Source organism: Flagellimonas taeanensis (assembly GCF_003584105.1).
In the GTDB taxonomy this organism is placed as follows: domain Bacteria; phylum Bacteroidota; class Bacteroidia; order Flavobacteriales; family Flavobacteriaceae; genus Flagellimonas; species Flagellimonas taeanensis.
This window is the reverse complement of sequence record NZ_QXFO01000006.1, coordinates 166069-183228: the sequence shown is the minus strand read 5'-3', so window position 1 is coordinate 183228 and position 17160 is coordinate 166069. Positions and strand designations below refer to the sequence as shown.

The 17160-nt window shown below is 46.5% G+C and carries 9 protein-coding genes; all 9 read left to right on the top strand.

Annotated features, from left to right (window positions below; genetic code table 11):
* Positions 1 to 214 precede the first annotated feature (214 nt).
* The 9 genes from D2V93_RS01765 to bglX all read left to right on the top strand — a co-directional run bounded on the left by D2V93_RS01765 (position 215) and on the right by bglX (position 17155).
* Positions 215 to 2971: a helix-turn-helix and ligand-binding sensor domain-containing protein gene (locus D2V93_RS01765; protein ID WP_119618126.1), complete on the top strand. Its 2757-nt coding sequence runs from the start codon at positions 215 to 217 to the stop codon at positions 2969 to 2971.
* A 231-nt stretch (positions 2972 to 3202) separates the two neighbouring features.
* Positions 3203 to 6241, top strand: coding sequence for a SusC/RagA family TonB-linked outer membrane protein (locus D2V93_RS01760; protein ID WP_119618125.1), 3039 nt, complete (start codon positions 3203 to 3205; stop codon positions 6239 to 6241).
* A gap of 10 nt (positions 6242 to 6251) precedes the next feature.
* Positions 6252 to 7796, top strand: a complete 1545-nt coding sequence (locus D2V93_RS01755) for a RagB/SusD family nutrient uptake outer membrane protein (protein WP_119618124.1) — start codon at positions 6252 to 6254, stop codon at positions 7794 to 7796.
* A gap of 24 nt (positions 7797 to 7820) precedes the next feature.
* On the top strand, positions 7821 to 9533 hold the full coding sequence (locus D2V93_RS01750; RefSeq protein ID WP_119618123.1) for a LamG domain-containing protein: 1713 nt from the start codon (positions 7821 to 7823) through the stop codon (positions 9531 to 9533).
* A gap of 29 nt (positions 9534 to 9562) precedes the next feature.
* Complete coding sequence (locus D2V93_RS01745) at positions 9563 to 10933, top strand: glucoamylase family protein (protein WP_119618122.1); 1371 nt, start codon at positions 9563 to 9565, stop codon at positions 10931 to 10933.
* A complete protein-coding gene (locus tag D2V93_RS01740; protein WP_119618121.1) occupies positions 10926 to 12299 on the top strand; it encodes a glucoamylase family protein in 1374 nt (457 codons plus the stop codon). Before D2V93_RS01745 ends, D2V93_RS01740 begins: the two co-directional genes overlap by 8 nt.
* Position 12300: 1 nt before the next feature.
* Entirely contained in the window at positions 12301 to 13089 is a 789-nt protein-coding gene (locus D2V93_RS01735) for a carboxylesterase family protein (RefSeq protein ID WP_119618120.1), read from the top strand.
* Positions 13090 to 13149: 60 nt separating this feature from the next.
* Positions 13150 to 14862, top strand: a complete 1713-nt coding sequence (locus tag D2V93_RS01730; protein WP_245978063.1) for a discoidin domain-containing protein — start codon at positions 13150 to 13152, stop codon at positions 14860 to 14862.
* Between the two features lie 25 nt (positions 14863 to 14887).
* A complete protein-coding gene (bglX, locus tag D2V93_RS01725; protein WP_119618220.1) occupies positions 14888 to 17155 on the top strand; it encodes a beta-glucosidase BglX in 2268 nt (755 codons plus the stop codon).
* Positions 17156 to 17160: the final 5 nt, after the last annotated feature.

The window sequence follows — 17160 nt, the reverse complement described above, 5'->3', positions numbered from 1 at the left end:
GGAAAAAGGGTTATGGAACGATTAAAATAGGTTAGCGAAGATTAAATAGGACTGGAAATGAGATGAATACCTTTAGTGGGATTATTGGTAAGTAACTTTTTTGATAGTAGAAAGGCAAAGGAAATGTGTTCCTGAAAAGAATTACATTGCAATACACATTGTTTTGTATATTAAAGGAAAGGAAAGACCTTTGATGATAGGTTAATCGAATAATATGCTTTATAGGTTCATCAGGACTTGGATTCTCTTTTTTCCACTATGGTTATGTGGGCAGAACATGTTGCCGCCCATTTATAACTACCGTTTGTTGGAGTACAAAGGGGCAAGCAAGAACTGGGATGTTTCCGTGAACGATGATGGAGAGCTTTTTGTGGCCAACAATAAGGGGTTGTTGCATTTCAACGGAGAACAATGGACCCTCAACAAACTGCCCAATAATACCATTATCCGATCGGTGGAATCCATAGGGGACAGGGTGTATACGGGTTCCTACGAAGAGTTTGGCTATTGGGTGAAAAATGCCATCGGGCAACTCGAATATACATCGCTCACGCATTTGATTCAGGAGCATACGTTCACCAGTGAGGAATTTTGGGAAATATTCCCTTCCAAGGATAATAAAGTATTGTTCCGTTCCTTCTCGGCCATTTACAGCTATGACGGGAACGGAATAGAGGTGGTGGATCCCCCCAATTTTGTGTCCGACTTTATCGAGTTCGATGATAAACTCATTGTTGCTTCCGGGCCACTTGGCCTTTTTGAACTGAAAGGCGAAGAATTGGTTCCTTTGCCTGACCAAGACCTGCTCATGGGAAAAACGATTACCGATATGGTGGTCTTCAAGGGCAGTTTGATGATAGGCACCAAACTTAGTGGATGTTACCTTTTTGATGGAAAAAACCTCCGCCCCTGGTCGGCCAAGATCAACGAGGAACTCAAACAGCACCAATTGAACAAGATATCCCTGCTTGGCGGCGATCGATTAGGTTTTGGTACCATCAAGAATGGGATGTACCTTCACGACTCATTCACAGGAGACTATCAAATATTGAACCGGGAATCTGGATTACAGAACAATACCGTCCTCTCCATATTGCTGTACAATGACCAACTCTGGTTGGGACTCGACAATGGTATCGCCCGCGTTAAGCTCAACAACCCCATTTCCTATTATACCGATCATACAGGTGTCTTGGGGATGGTATATGACATTGCTTCATACAAAGGGAAGCTGTACTTGGGCAGCAATACGGGAGTTTTTTATTTTGAGGGCAATGAACTCAAGTTTGTGAACGGGTCGCAAGGACATGTATGGGATTTGGTTGAACTGGAGGGAGACCTGCTCTGTGGACACAACACAGGGACCTATAAAGTGGAAGAAGATGGTTTCAGACCTTTAGGTTCCATAACAGGGGGGTATCAGACCATAAAAGTGCCTGGACAGAACGCCATGTATGTACAGGGGACCTACAATGGACTTTCAAGATTTATAAAGAAGAGTGACGGGGATTGGGAAATCACCAAGATCAATGGGTTTGATTTTCCGGTAAAACACCTTTGTTTTGAGACCCCCACAACACTGTGGGCGGCACATCCCTATAAAGGCTTCTACAGGATCCATTTTGATGGGACCGAATACAATGAAGTCGATCGGGTCCAACAATTTGATTATGACGGAGGCCCAAGCGAGTATAATGTAAAAATCTACAATATCAAGAATCATATTGTACTGAACAGTGAGGGCAATTGGTATTGGTACAATCCTATTGCAGACCAAATTGTACCCTTTGGGGAATTCAAGGATTATGAAGACAAGGAGCTTCTCTTTGTTGATGAGGAACATTATTGGTTTGTGGATGGTGAGGATAAAAAGGCCATTATATATACCGATTTGAAGAAGGATAGCCTCATGATCACCGATCTTCCCTTGCGTGAACGTTTGGCTCCCGATTCGCAGAAAGTGATCAAGGTAAACGATAGCTTATCATTTATTACGCTCAGTGATGGATTTGCCAGGATAAACCCATCCAAGCTTGAGGGGCAATCACAACAGTTGTCCTTACCAGTGCCTAAAATTATTGTGTTACGGGACCAAAAGAGCGTATATCCGATTGACCAAGAACAATTGGAGATACCCTATAGGCATTCCCAGTCCATCACTATAGATGTCGCTTCCCCAAAGTATATTGCACCCCAGTATTATTTTGAGCTAAAGGGCCCCAAAGAATATTCGGAACTGGTGGAAAGCGGTTTCATCCATTTTCAGAACCTGCCTTATGGGGATTATACTTTTAAGGTTTCAACAGCTGGTGGGGACAATCAGCTTTCTGAATCCAATATGTTTAGGTTCAGTATTTTGCCGCCTTGGTACCTTTCCACGCTCAGTTTGGTGCTCTATGGCCTATTGACGGTATTGGCCGTGTTCCTGGTACGCAGATATAACCGAAGGAAACTTGGGCGAAAACAGCGGGAACTGGAACAGCAAATGGAGAAGGAACAGCAAGAAAGATTGGCCCATTTGGAAAAAGAGGAACTCGCCAAGGAAATCCGCCTAAAACAGAACGAACTGGCCAGCACCACCTTGAACATTGCCAAAAAGAACGAGATGATGCTTGAAATCAAGAACATGCTCTTGGTGAACAAGGATAAGTTCTCCAATTCACAGCGGTACCGTTCGTTCATCAAAAAATTGGATAGCTCCATTGAAGATACGGAAGATTGGAAACGGTTTGAAGTCAATTTCAAGGAACTTCACGAGGATTTCTTCGAGCGACTTTTGAAAGCATACCCATCCTTGACCCCCAAGGACCTCAAACTTTGCGCCTACCTTAAAATGAACCTTTCGACCAAGGAAATTGCCCCTCTTATGGCCATTTCAGTTAGGGGTGTGGAAATACATCGGTACAGGCTACGGAAAAAACTGGAAATTGACAGTTCGGAAAATCTCTCCAATTTCCTGATTACGTTCTAGCCATACAATACTTGGCCCCAAGGCTATATTCCTACTTTTTGGAATTACATCATTACTACATCACTATGTTAATGTTTTTCACAGTCATTACAGATAAACTACTGCAAATGCAGTGAAATATGGCCTTTTCAAGGGTAATTGCATGATGTATTTATTATGTATTGCATCTACACGTCAACCACTTGGGGTTTTGTTAATTTAGTAAAAATCTAACTCTATTTTTGCACAATTATGAAAATTAAAAGCAAACTTTTGCTAATCTCGTTTATGTTGTTTCAGGCAGTACTTTTTGCCCAAAACAATATCACGGTTTCGGGAACGGTAATGGACGATCAGGGCCAACCGTTGCCAGGAGCCAGTGTCATCTTAAAAGGTACAACAACGGGAATCCAAACAGACTTTGATGGTAATTATAGCTTGGACAACGTGCCAGACAACGGTACCCTGGTGTTCAGCTATATAGGTTTTGCCACCCAAGAGGTCCCTATTGGTAACAGGACAACTATTGATGTTACCCTGCAGGAAGACACCCAAAGCTTGGATGAGGTTGTTGTGGTGGGTTATGGTACCCAAAGGAAGGCAGATCTCACAGGATCCATTGTAACGGTGGATGCCGAACAGATTGAAAAAACGCCGTCGGCCAATCCCGTACAATCGTTGCAGGGAAAGGTGGCCGGGGTACAGATCGTGACCACGGGTAGCCCTGGAGCATCACCAACCGTCAGGATTCGAGGATTGGGAACGTATTCTGATGCAACAGAACTATTATATGTTGTGGATGGGATGTTCTACAGCAACATCGACTTTTTGAATCCCAATGACATCAAAACGATGAACGTGCTCAAGGATGCCTCATCTTCTGCCATTTATGGAGTACGGGCAGCCAATGGGGTCATCATCATTGAGACCAAATCTGGTGGTAAGAACAGGAAACCACAAATCGAGTATAACGGTTACACAGGTATACAACGCGCCCAAAATGTATTGCAGATGGCCAACGCAGAGCAATTTGTGACCATGGCCGTGGAATCAGGTTCTGCTGCAGATGTCCAATTTGTGCTCAATGCAATGCAGCGCTATGGGAGAAGCCGTGTCAACCCCAATGTGCCCGATGTAAATACGGACTGGTTTGATGAGATCATCAGGGATGGGATCATTCAAAACCATGGTTTGAGTGTTACTGGAGGAACGGAGAATGTGGCCTATGCCATAGGCACCAACTATTTTTCCCAAGAAGGTCTTCTCGATATGAAGAATAAATATGAACGGTTCAATATCCGCTCAAAACTGGACGTGGATGTGTCTGACAATGTAAAAGTAGGGGTGAACACAGTGTTCAGTAATGCCACACAATTTACTCCTGAAAACTCAGCATGGTTCAAGGCCTATTTTGCGGTTCCCATACTTCCAGTTTTTGATGAATTGAACACAGCTGCCACGCCGGTACGCTATGCCAATGCACAGGCATTGGGATACAGGGGAACGCAAAACCCATTTCCAGACATGCAGTACAATAACAATAGGCTGAAAATAAGAAAGTTGCTGACCAATATATATTTGCAGACCGACTTTATCAAGGACAAATTGACTTTCAAGACGACCTATAATGTAGATTTTTCCGCCTTGGAAGAGCGCTATGTGAATTTACCATACAACATGGGATTTGGCGACCAGCGTCTTTCGGATATCAACAGAAAGCAGAACAACTATTACAACCAGATCTGGGACAATATCTTGACCTATACCGATACCTATAATGAAGACCACCATGTTACCATAATGGCAGGTGCTTCATATAGGGACGAGGCATCGAACAGGTTCGAGGCCACAGGTACGGATATTGCGGGAATCGATTATGAAACATCATGGTACTTGGATTTTGCCGACCCACTTTCCTTCAACAACAATGTGGAGGAGGAGAACAAAAGGGTATATGGACAATCCTACTTTGGAAGGGTTTCATACAATTTCAAGGACAGATATTTATTATATGGAACGTTTAGGGCGGATAGGTCCTCCAAGTTCACGAAAGACCAATGGGGCTACTTCCCCGCAGTGGGTGCAGGATGGGTCATTTCAAAAGAACCGTTCATGCAGGAAAACTCCATTTTTGATTTCTTGAAGTTGAGGGCCGCTTGGGGCCGTTTGGGGAACGACAATGTGAATGCAAGTTCTGGTTCCAATACCATTAGCAACGTAACTGTGGATTTGGGAGACAATCCGGTTACCGGAATCACTGCTACGAGCAATTTTTCCGATTTGAGTTGGGAAGTGGTGGAAGAACTTGATTTTGGTATTAACCTCACCACCTTGAACAACAGGTTATCATTGGAGGCAGACTACTATATCAGGGATACGGAGAATGCCATTATGCCGGTTTACATCCCCATAGCCAATGTCACCATTGACAGAAATTCAGGGGTCATCCGAAACTCTGGGGTGGAAGTGGCACTAAACTGGAGCGATAACATCTCAGAAGATCTAAGCTATACCATCGGTGCCAATTTTACCACGGTTAAGAATGAAACCCTTGAAATTGAGAACGAGAGTGGATATATTGACTCAGGATCTGCCGAATTCCGTCAAAGGACCATAGTTGGGGAACCATTATATGCCTTTTATGGATATGAAACGACGGGAGTTTATCAAAACCAGGCGCAAATCGATGCCGATCCCGTAGCGCAGAATGCCATAAACAATGGACAGAATATCCAGCCCGGTTATCTGATTTATAACGATAGGAACGGGGATGGTAGCATCACGGATGAAGATAGAACAGTCCTAGGATCTTTCCTACCCGAGTTCACCTATGGTGGAAATATTGGGGTCAACTATAAGGATTTTGGTTTTACCATGAACTTCTACGGACAAACAGGCAATAAAATATTGAACAGAAAAAGGGGCGAGATCATCTTCACCACTGACACCAATATGGACGCCGATTTGGCCAAAAACCGTTGGCACGGGGAAGGTACCAGCAATACCTATCCGTCATCTGCGGGCCTTCGTAACAGTTGGAACCAGCGCCTCAGTAATTTCTGGGTAGAGGATGGGGATTTCTTCAGGATCCAAAACATCCAATTGGCCTATACCCTAAGAGGCGACAAGCTCAAAGGCAATGCGCCTGACTTCAAATTTACACTGACTGCCGAACGACCGCTCACATTGTTCAGCTACAACGGGTTCAACCCAGAAGTTTCCAATGGGGTAGACCGTCAAACATATCCGGTACCGGCAGTATACACCGTAGGTGTCAACATTAAACTATAAAAAAATTGAAATGAAAAATAAGAAAAACACAATCAGCAAATGGACGTTTGCACTCATTGCGATGTTTTTCATCCAATCGTGCAGCGATAAGTTCGACGATATAGAGGGACAGCTCAATGCAGATGACCTGGATTATTCGAACACCGAAAATATGATTCAGGCCTTGGCGGGATCCTATAACATTTTTGCCACCAGGGGATGGGAAGAGCCATTGTTGCTCTCCGTCCGCGGGGATGATGTCAATGCAGGGGGATTGGGCGATCAGCAGCAGTTTGCCGACACTGACAATTTTGTATATACACAAGATTATTGGATGTACAACTCCTTGTGGAACATCCACTACGGTGACATTGTCGGCCTCAACACCGAAATAGGATTGATAGAAAACTTTAAGAGCTTTGCCGATGAAAGCGGACAGGCCACTGCAGACCAGTACATAGCCGAGATCAAAGTGCTGAGGGCTTGGTTGCACTTCAATCTTGCAAGGGTTTGGGGCGATGTGTTCATTATCCAGACGACCACACCGGATACTGAGATTGCAGACGGACCGGCTTCCAAGGATGAGGTCATGCAGTTCATATCCGATCAGATGGACGAAGCGATTCCGTTGTTGCCCAACATGAGGCCCAATGAACGGACAGACGTTCCAGGAGGGGTGACCCGATACACCGCCTATGCCTTGAAGGCCATGGCCCAATTGGAAATGGAGAACTACCAAGGAGTGGCCGATGCCTGCGGGGCCATCATCAGCTCCAATAAGTTTACATTGTATCCAGATTTTTACAGCTTGTTCAAAAAACCGGGTGAGTTGAGTGATGAAAGTTTGCTCGAAATGCAATTTTCCGATTACGGCTCCAGTACAGGGGATACCTTCTATCATTTGTATGGACCTTTTGGTCCCCAAGGATGGACACCAGCAAGGGCAAACGCTTCCGACGGATGGGGCTTTTATGAGCCCAGTATGAAGTTCATCAAGTTCATGTTGGACAGGGATGAGACCGTAAGGTTGGAGACCAGTGTACTTTGGACCGATCGAGGTATTGCAGAGCTTCAAGCCGATCCCAACTACGCAACCCTTCCCTCTTTTGTGAACAAAACCACTCGTGATGGGGACATCATCAACGATTATGCAAGGGCGCTTTTTGCCAGTGGCAAACACTACCTGCCATCCGTTCAGATCACTACGGGACGCAATGATTATGGAGGAGGCAAAAACATGATCGTGATACGCTATGCTGAGATATTGTTGATGTATGCCGAAGCCCTGACACGCGGTGCGAGCGGCACGGGCATGACAGCGGACCAAGCCGTGAACCTGGTCAGGAGCCGTGCAGGTTTGGGCGGACTGTCAGGTGTTACCAGTGATCAGGTCATGGATGAAAAATTTGCCGAACTGGCCATGGAGTGGGGCATTAGGTACTACGACATGATCCGTTTGGACAATTTCTCCGAATTGAGTTATGACGGTAGGACATTCTCTGCTGATAAACAATTATTGCCCTATCCACAGGCACAATTGGATGCATTGCCTACACTTGGAGGTGGTGGCAACTAACATTAACCAAATAAACTACAAAAGATGAAATACACAGTTAAATCCATATATTTCCTGTTGGGACTGCTGGTCGTTTCCTGTAACGAAGGCATAGACCCGATCACTGCGGTGGATGCCGGAGTAGATGAGACGGCGCCTTTAATAGTCATTAACAAACCTATAGATGGTTTTCAGTTAAAAGTACCAGAAGCTGTTGCAGCTATAACCATCGATTTTGAAGTTAGGGATGATATAGAGATCAGCACTGTTTCTGTTGCAATGGATGGGACCGAAATTGCCAGTTATACGGGGTTCTTGGATTACCGATACTTTATAAAGGATGATTTGGTTTATGACAATGTAACCACAGGGGTACATACATTGACCATAACGGCTACGGACATAGATGGCAAAACCACCACATCTTCTATTGATTTTGAGAAAACACCACCTTATGTACCTATATATGATGGAGAAATGTTCTATATGCCTTTTGATGGCGATTTTAATGAGCAGGTTACCATTACAGCAGCTACCGAAGTGGGATCTCCGAGCCTTGTTGGCGGGGTATCTGGAAATGCATACCAAGGAGCTGCGGATTCCTATCTGAGGTTCCCATCAGCCGATTTGGCCAAAGGAAATGAATTCAGTGCCACGTTCTGGTTGAAAGTCGATCCATCGGATACGAGGGCGGGAATAATCAATATTGCGCCGGCGGAACCGGCATCTCCATCCGATAAGCCCAGTGGGTTCGGATTGATTCGCGAAGGAAGTGCGGACGCACAGAAATTCATACTTCTTGTGGGCAATGGCACCAATGCCACCTGGGTGAACCCAGGAGTCCCCGCAACCATAGACCCGACCCTTGACGAGTGGGTGCATTTTGGAATCTCGATCTCAGCAACTAATGCAGCACTGTACATGAACGGGGAATTGGTTGGAGAAACTGCTTTTACCGGAATAGACTGGACAGGCGTGGGAGATTTGGTGATCATGTCCGGTGACCCCAATTTTAATGGGTGGGACCACAAAACAGAGAAAGGGCAAATGGATGAGTTGAGGCTGTTTAACAAAGCACTTTCGCAACAGGAAATTCAAAAGCAGGTCACGGAGTCGAGTTCTACATTCTATTTACCCTTTGATGGAAGTTATACAGACGTCCTAAGCGGTGAAAATGCTGCCGAAGTGGGATCTCCGAGCCTTGTTGGTGGAATATCGGGGAATGCATACCAAGGGGCTGCGGATTCCTATCTGACGTTCCCATCTGCCGATTTAGCCCAAGGAAATGAATTCAGTGCCACGTTCTGGTTGAAAATCGACCCATCGGATACGAGGGCGGGAATAATCAATATTGCGCCAGCAGAACCGGCATCTCCATCCGATAAGCCCAGTGGGTTCGGATTGATTCGCGAAGGAAGTGCGGACGCACAGAAATTCATACTTCTTGTGGGCAATGGCACCAATGCCACCTGGGTGAACCCAGGAGTCCCCGCAACCATAGACCCGACCCTTGACGAGTGGGTGCATTTTGGAATCTCGATCTCAGCAACTAATGCAGCACTGTACATGAACGGGGAATTGGTTGGAGAAACTGCTTTTACCGGAATAGACTGGACAGGTGTGGGAGATTTGGTGATCATGTCCGGTGACCCCAATTTTAATGGTTGGGACCACAAAACAGAGAAAGGGCAAATGGATGAGTTGAGGCTGTATAGCAAAGCACTTACACAACAGGAAATTCAAAATTTGATACAATAATTAGTTTAGTCGAGTTAGTTTAGTTTTTTATGAGGTTAATTTTAGTTCCAATGGCTGTTGCATCCCTGATTATGGGGTGCAATGGCCATAAAAACAAAAAAGAAGGAAATTCAACAGGCAAGGGCAAGAACACCATAACGTATACGGATGAGGCATTGATGGATTCAGTCCAGTACCAGACCTTCAATTACTTTTGGGAAGGTGCGGAACCCGTTTCTGGTCTGGCAAGGGAACGTTTTCACATGGATAACGAGTATCCCAACCATGACAAGGACATCATCACCACGGGAGGTTCTGGTTTTGGCCTTATGGCCATCCTAGTGGGTGTGGAGCGCAAGTTCATCACAAGGGAACAGGCTTTGGAGCGATATGAAAAGATCGTGGACTTTTTGGAAAAAGCCGACCGCTTTCATGGAGCATGGCCCCATTGGTTGTTGCCATCAGGAAAAGTGACCCCTTTCAGTCCAAAGGACAATGGAGGCGATTTGGTGGAAACGGCATTTTTGGTACAAGGGCTTTTGACCGTAAAGGAATATTTCAAGGACGGAAACGAACGCGAACAAAAATTGGCACAAAAGATCCAACAGCTTTGGGAAGAAGTCGAATGGGACTGGTACACCAAAGGTGGTGAAGATGTCCTCTATTGGCATTGGAGCCCCGAATATGCTTGGGAAATGAACTTTCCCGTTGGTGGGTACAACGAGTGCCTGATCATGTACGTCCTCGCAGCAGCGTCCCCCACACATGCCATCCATAAAAGTGTCTATGAAAAAGGATGGGCACTGGATGGAGCCATTGCCAAAGACACCACCTATTACGGGCTGGAAACCGAGCTCAACCATTTTGAGCATGATGATGCTCCGGTAGGCCCTCTTTTTTGGGCGCACTATTCCTATTTGGGGCTAAACCCTAAAGGACTTACTGACCAATTTGCCGACTATTGGAAATTGAATGTCAACCATGCCATGATCCATTATAAATATGCGGTGGATAACCCAGAGGGATACGAAGGTTATGGTGAAGATTGTTGGGGGCTCACCTCCAGCTACTCCATCAAAGGATATGCGGGCCACAGGCCAGGCGAGGACTTGGGGGTAATATCGCCAACGGCGGCACTTTCCTCCATGCCCTATACACCCTGGGAGAGCATGCAATTTTTAAGGTATATGTACACCCAGCAGGATAGTTTGATCGGTAAGTACGGTCCCTATGACGCTTTCAGTTTGGAAAAAGATTGGTACCTGCCACGGTATTTGGCGATAGACCAAGGTCCCATTCCCGTGATGATAGAAAACCATAGGAGCGGTCTTTTGTGGAAACTGTTCATGGCGAACGAAGAAGTGAAAAATGGATTGACAAAATTGGGCTTCGATAGCCCATATCTAAAGAATGATGATTAAAAAAACATGGAGTCTGATCCTTCTCCTGGCCCTAATGGTCTCGTGTGGGGGAGGTGATGACTATACCTATGTGCCAACGCCACCAGTACTCCCTGGGGAAGGCTCAGATGATGATGAGCCGACCATAACGGATGCTGAACTGATGGATTTGGTACAGGAAGAAACCTTCAAGTATTTCTGGGATTTTGCCGAGCCAAACTCAGGAGGTGCCAAGGAAAGGTACCATCCCGACGACCCGAACAGGGACTCGCAGGTGGTGACCTCTGGCGGGACCGGTTTCGGGCTTATGGCCATTATTGTGGGAATCGAACGTGGCTTTATTTCCAGGACCGAAGGTGTGGCACGAATGACCACCCTTTTGGAGTTTTTGGAAAATGCGGACCGTTTTCATGGGGCATGGTCCCATTGGATCAATGGTTCGACAGGAACAGTAATCCCTTTTAGTCCTTTGGATGATGGGGGCGATCTAGTGGAAACCGCTTTTTTGGTGCAAGGATTGATTTGTGTCAAGGAATACTTAAAAAATGGTTCGGAAGAGGAACAAGCATTGGCACAACAGGCCGACGACCTTTGGAAAGGTGTGGAGTGGGATTGGTATACCCAAAACCAGAACACCCTTTATTGGCATTGGAGCCCCAATAATGGCTTCAGCATCAATTTGGAGCTAAAGGGCTACAACGAAGTCCTGATTACCTATGTCTTGGCCGCAGCCTCCCCCGATTTTGGAATTGAAAAAGAAGTATACGCCAATGGTTGGGCATCCAATGGGGGCATCCAATCTTCCAACACCCAATATGGATTACCCCTCTTAGTGAAGCATGTAGGGGCCGAGCAGTTTGGAGGCCCTTTGTTTTGGGCTCACTATTCCTATTTGGGGCTCAATCCCAAAGCCCTTTCCGATGAATATGTGGATTATTGGGACGTGAACGTCAACCATTCCAAGATCAATTACCAATATTGTGTCGCCAATCCTAAGGGTTTTGAGGATTATGGGGAGGAATGTTGGGGGCTTACCGCCAGTTATTCCAGGAACAATGATGGAAGTATAGGGTACAATGCCCACAGTCCGTCCAATGATACAGGGATCATATCGCCCACTGCGGCCATAAGTTCCATTCCTTACACTCCTCAGGAATCTTTGAAAGCAATGCACTATTTTTACAAAAATAAGGACAAACTATTGGGGCCTGCCGGTTTCTATGATGCCTTCAGTCCGGAGTACAATTTTTGGGTGGCCGAGGCCTATCTGGCCATTGATCAAGGGCCGCAGATCATTATGATCGAAAACCATCGCACAGGATTGCTCTGGAACCTGTTCATGGGCAATGAAGAAGTGCAGGCAGGACTCGTTAAACTCGGATTTTGATATGAAAAGACAATTCTTGTTACCGCTATTATTTTTGGCCTGTGCCTTGGGAAATGCCCAGTGGCAATCCAAGTATGAGCAAAAAATGCTCATTCAAGGAAACGATACCTTAAGGTATCGGATCATGTACCCCAAAGATTTCAAGGAGACCGAAACCTATCCCGTCATCCTCTTTTTGCACGGTGCAGGGGAACGTGGAAACGACAATGAGAGCCAACTGGTCCACGGGGGCAAGCTCTTCGCCACGGATTACCTTCAGGAACGCTATCCTGCCATTGTCATATTCCCACAATGCCCCAAGGAAAGTTATTGGTCCAACGTGGATGTGGACCGAAGTACCTACCCTATAAAACTCACTTTTAAATATGATAAGGGTCCTACCAAGCCCATGCAAATGGTGATGGACCTGTTGGACAGTACGATACAACAGCCCTATTCAGATGATGATCAGATTTATCTGATGGGGCTTTCCATGGGAGGAATGGGTAGTTTCGAACTTTTGAGCCGTAGGCCCGATACTTTTGCGGCAGCCATTCCCATTTGTGGGGGCGGTGATCCCAATTCAGTTTCGGGATATGCAAAAAACACCCCATTGTGGGTATTTCATGGTGCCCAGGACAATGTGGTAAACCCACTCCAGTCCATGGAAATGGTCAGTGCACTGCTTAAGACAGGGGTCTACCCAAAATTCACCCTATATGATTTCGCCAATCACGGCAGTTGGGATCCTGCTTTTGCGGAACCAGAACTCTTGCCATGGTTGTTTTCACATAAAAGGCAAAATCAGTAAGCAATGGGATTGAAAACAAGGGTGTGCTGCATATGTTCCGTAGTTCTGTTGTCATTCCAAATGGAGTTACGGGCGCAGCAAAAAACCTATTGTAATCCCATCAATATTGATTATGGATATACGCCCATCCCCAATTTTGCCACCCACGGCAAGCATAGGGCCACGGCAGACCCGGTAATTGTCACATTCAAGGACAAATACTTTCTCTTTTCTACCAACCAGTGGGGCTATTGGTGGAGTGATGACATGTACGACTGGAAATTCATCCCAAGAAAATTTTTGAGGGAAAGGAACAAGGTTTATGACGAGCTATGTGCCCCTGCAGCCTTCGTGATGAAGGATGAACTGTATTTGATCGGCTCCACGCACGGCGCTGCATTTTCGATGTGGAAAAGCAAGGACCCGACCACGGACAACTGGGAAATCGCAGTGGATTCCTTGAAGGCAGGCGCCTGGGACCCCGGTTTTTTGTACGAAGAAGATACTGACAAGCTCTACATGTATTGGGGTTCCAGCAATGTATTCCCTCTTTTGGGTACCGAGATCAACACCAAGACCCTACAATCGGAAGGCTACGTAAAGCCGCTGATTTCCCTAGTCCCGGAAGACCACGGATGGGAACGTTTTGGTGAGCATAACGACAATACGTTTCTCCAACCTTTTATGGAGGGCGCTTGGGTGACTAAGCACAATGGAAAATATTACCTTCAATACGGAGCCCCCGGTACCGAATTTAGCGGTTATGGCGATGGGGTGTATGTGAGCGATAAGCCTTTGGAGGCCTTCGCCTATCAAGATCATAATCCCTTTTCATACAAACCCGGAGGTTTTGCAAGGGGAGCAGGCCATGGCGCAACCTATCAAGATACCTATGGCAATTGGTGGCATGTATCCACCATCATTTTGAACCAAAAGAACAGTTTTGAACGTCGAATAGGCATTTGGCCAGCTGGTTTTGACCAAGAGGATGTCATGTACTGCAATACCGCTTACGGTGATTACCCGACCTATCTTCCAAAGGAAAATGCAGATCATATCCAAGGGCTGTTCACAGGCTGGATGGTCCTGAACTACAACAAACCCGTTCAAGCCTCTTCCACCTTGGGAGGGTATCAACCCAATTTTGCCGTGGACGAGGACATGAAGACCTATTGGAGTGCCAAAACAGGCAACAAGGGCGAATGGTTTCAGACCGACCTTGGAGAAGTCTCCACCATTCATGCCATACAGATCAATTATGCCGATCAGGACGCCGAGTTTTTGGGAAAATCGGAAGGCGTCTATCACCAATACAAAATCTATGGTTCCAACGATGGAAAAAAGTGGACCCTGTTGGTGGACAAGAGCAAGAACCAGATCGATGTGCCCCATGACTATATTGAATTGAAGAAGGCGGCACAGGCCAGATACCTAAAGATCGAGAACATCAAAATGCCCACGGGAAAGTTTGCCCTGAGCGGTTTTCGAGTCTTCGGCAAGGGCGCCGGTGAAAAGCCCGCTAAGGTTGACGACTTTGTCGTGTTGCGCTCCAGTCCGGAAAAGTTTGGGGAACGAAGGAACTCTTGGCTTAGATGGAAGCAAAACGACCTTGCCGATGGCTATGTCATTTACTTTGGAAAATCGGAGGACAAGCTCTACGGAAGCATCATGGTCTATGGGAAAAACGAATATTATTTCTCCGGGATGGACCGAACGGATGCCTACTATTTTCAGATAGAGGCCTTTAACAACAATGGAATCTCCGAGCGGACAACCATTGTCAAATCAGAATAGAATACCAAAACAAAACAACCGAATCATGTCCACAAAAAAAATAGTGATAGCCCTAGTTGTGCTCTCTTTCTGGGGAGCAAATGCCCAACAACGAATCCCCGAGGTGGAGGCACTTTTGCAAAAGATGACCATAGAGGAAAAGATAGGCCAACTCAACCTTTTGACTCCTGGTGGGGGTGTCGCCACAGGGGAAGTGGTCAGTAAGAACGTGGAGGCCAAGATCAAGGCTGGCCAAGTGGGTGGCCTATTTGGCGTGGCCGGACCCGATAAAGTACGGGTGGCGCAGGAACTGGCCGTAAAGGAAAGCCGATTGGGTATACCGTTGCTCATTGGTTCCGATGTGATCCATGGCTACAAGACCACCTACCCGATCCCTTTGGGATTGTCGGCCAGTTGGGACATGGAGTTGGTGGAACAAGCTGCCCAGATGGCCGCTCGGGAAGCCACTGCAGATGGCATCAACTGGAATTTCTCCCCTATGGTGGACATTGCCCGTGATCCACGTTGGGGACGGATAGCCGAGGGAGCAGGGGAAGACCCCTATTTGGGTTCCAAAATTGCCGAGGCCATGGTGAAGGGATATCAAGGCAATGATTTGGCTGCAGCCCACACCATGCTGGCCTGTGTGAAACACTTTGCCCTCTACGGTGCCGCAGAAGCGGGCCGGGATTACCATTCGGTGGATATGAGTAAGGTGAAGATGTTCAATCAATATCTGCCTCCTTATAAAGCCGCTTTGGATGCAGGGGCCGCCAGTTTCATGACCTCGTTCAACGATGTGGACGGCATTCCTGCAACGGGCAACAAATGGTTGCTGACCGATTTGCTTCGCGATCGATGGGGTTTCAAGGGATTTGTGGTGTCGGACTATACCTCTCTCAACGAAATGATTGCACATGGCCTAGGCGATTTGCAGGCCGTTTCCGCCCTGGCCCTCAAAGCAGGGTTGGATATGGACATGGTGGGCGAAGGTTTTTTGACCACCTTAAAAAAATCATTGGATGAAGGAAAAGTGACCGAGGAAGAGATCACCAGTGCCTGCCGAAGAGTTTTGGAAGCCAAATATATTTCCGGACTTTTTGAAGATCCGTACCGATATTTGGACAGCAAGCGTCCCGAAAAGGATATCCTTACCAAAGAAAATAGGGCCTTGGCCCGGAAATTGGCCGCACATTCCTTTGTGTTGTTGAAAAATGAAAACCAACTATTGCCGCTTCAAAAAAACAAAAAGATTGCCCTGATCGGGCCGTTGGCCGATAGCCGGAACAATATGTTGGGCACTTGGGCACCCACGGGAGATGTAAGCTTGGCCGTGACCATTTTGGAAGGTTTCAAAAATGTGGCTCCCAACGCCACTATCCAATATGCCAAAGGGGCCAATGTTTCAGATGACCCTGAGTTTGCCAAAAAAGTGAACGTATTCGGTCCCCGTATCGAAATTGATAGACGTTCCCCAGAAGTGATGGTGGAAGAAGCCGTTGCCTTGGCGAAAAATTCCGATGTGGTCGTGGCAGTGGTGGGCGAAGCAACCGAAATGACAGGAGAAGCGGCCAGTCGCACCGATATTTCGATTCCGGACAGTCAAAAGAAACTCATCCAGGCATTGGTCAACACTGGTAAACCCGTGGCCTTGGTCTTGATGAGTGGTCGCCCCTTGACCATCCCCGAAGAATTTGAACTGCCTGTTGCCATCCTGCAAGTTTGGCATCCCGGTGTGGAGGCAGGCAATGCCATTGCCGATGTGGTTTTTGGCGATTACAACCCTTCTGGAAAATTGACGGTGACCTGGCCACGGAATGTGGGGCAGATTCCCATTTATTACAGCACAAAGAATACCGGTAGACCGGCCCCAGAAAGCGATGAATTCCAGAAATTCAGGTCCAATTATCTGGATTCCCCCAACTCCCCTTTGTTGCCTTTTGGATACGGGTTGAGCTATACCCAGTTTGCATATTCCGATTTCAAATTAGACAAACAATCTATTGGTCAGGGAGAATCGATTTCTGCTACCGTGACTGTTGCCAATACGGGCAATTTTGATGGGGAAGAAGTGGTACAGTTGTATGTAAAGGATATGGTACGGAGCATAACCCCTCCCAAACGCGAATTGAAAGGCTTTCAGAAAGTGTTTTTGAAGAAAGGGGAAAAGAAGGAAATCACCATCATCTTGTCGCCCGACGATTTGAAATTTTACAACAGTCAATTGGAGTTTGTTTCTGAATCTGGGGAGTTTGAAGTGTTTGTCGGAACCAATTCGGATGCCCAATTATCACAAGCATTCATTTTAAAATAGAATAT

Coding starts and splice junctions, on each gene's coding strand:
- D2V93_RS01765 (WP_119618126.1), top strand. CDS start 215: ATGCTTTATAGGTTCATCAGGACTTGGATTCTCTTTTTTCCACTATGG.
- D2V93_RS01760 (WP_119618125.1), top strand. CDS start 3,203: ATGAAAATTAAAAGCAAACTTTTGCTAATCTCGTTTATGTTGTTTCAG.
- D2V93_RS01755 (WP_119618124.1), top strand. CDS start 6,252: ATGAAAAATAAGAAAAACACAATCAGCAAATGGACGTTTGCACTCATT.
- D2V93_RS01750 (WP_119618123.1), top strand. CDS start 7,821: ATGAAATACACAGTTAAATCCATATATTTCCTGTTGGGACTGCTGGTC.
- D2V93_RS01745 (WP_119618122.1), top strand. CDS start 9,563: ATGAGGTTAATTTTAGTTCCAATGGCTGTTGCATCCCTGATTATGGGG.
- D2V93_RS01740 (WP_119618121.1), top strand. CDS start 10,926: ATGATTAAAAAAACATGGAGTCTGATCCTTCTCCTGGCCCTAATGGTC.
- D2V93_RS01735 (WP_119618120.1), top strand. CDS start 12,301: ATGAAAAGACAATTCTTGTTACCGCTATTATTTTTGGCCTGTGCCTTG.
- D2V93_RS01730 (WP_245978063.1), top strand. CDS start 13,150: ATGGAGTTACGGGCGCAGCAAAAAACCTATTGTAATCCCATCAATATT.
- bglX (WP_119618220.1), top strand. CDS start 14,888: ATGTCCACAAAAAAAATAGTGATAGCCCTAGTTGTGCTCTCTTTCTGG.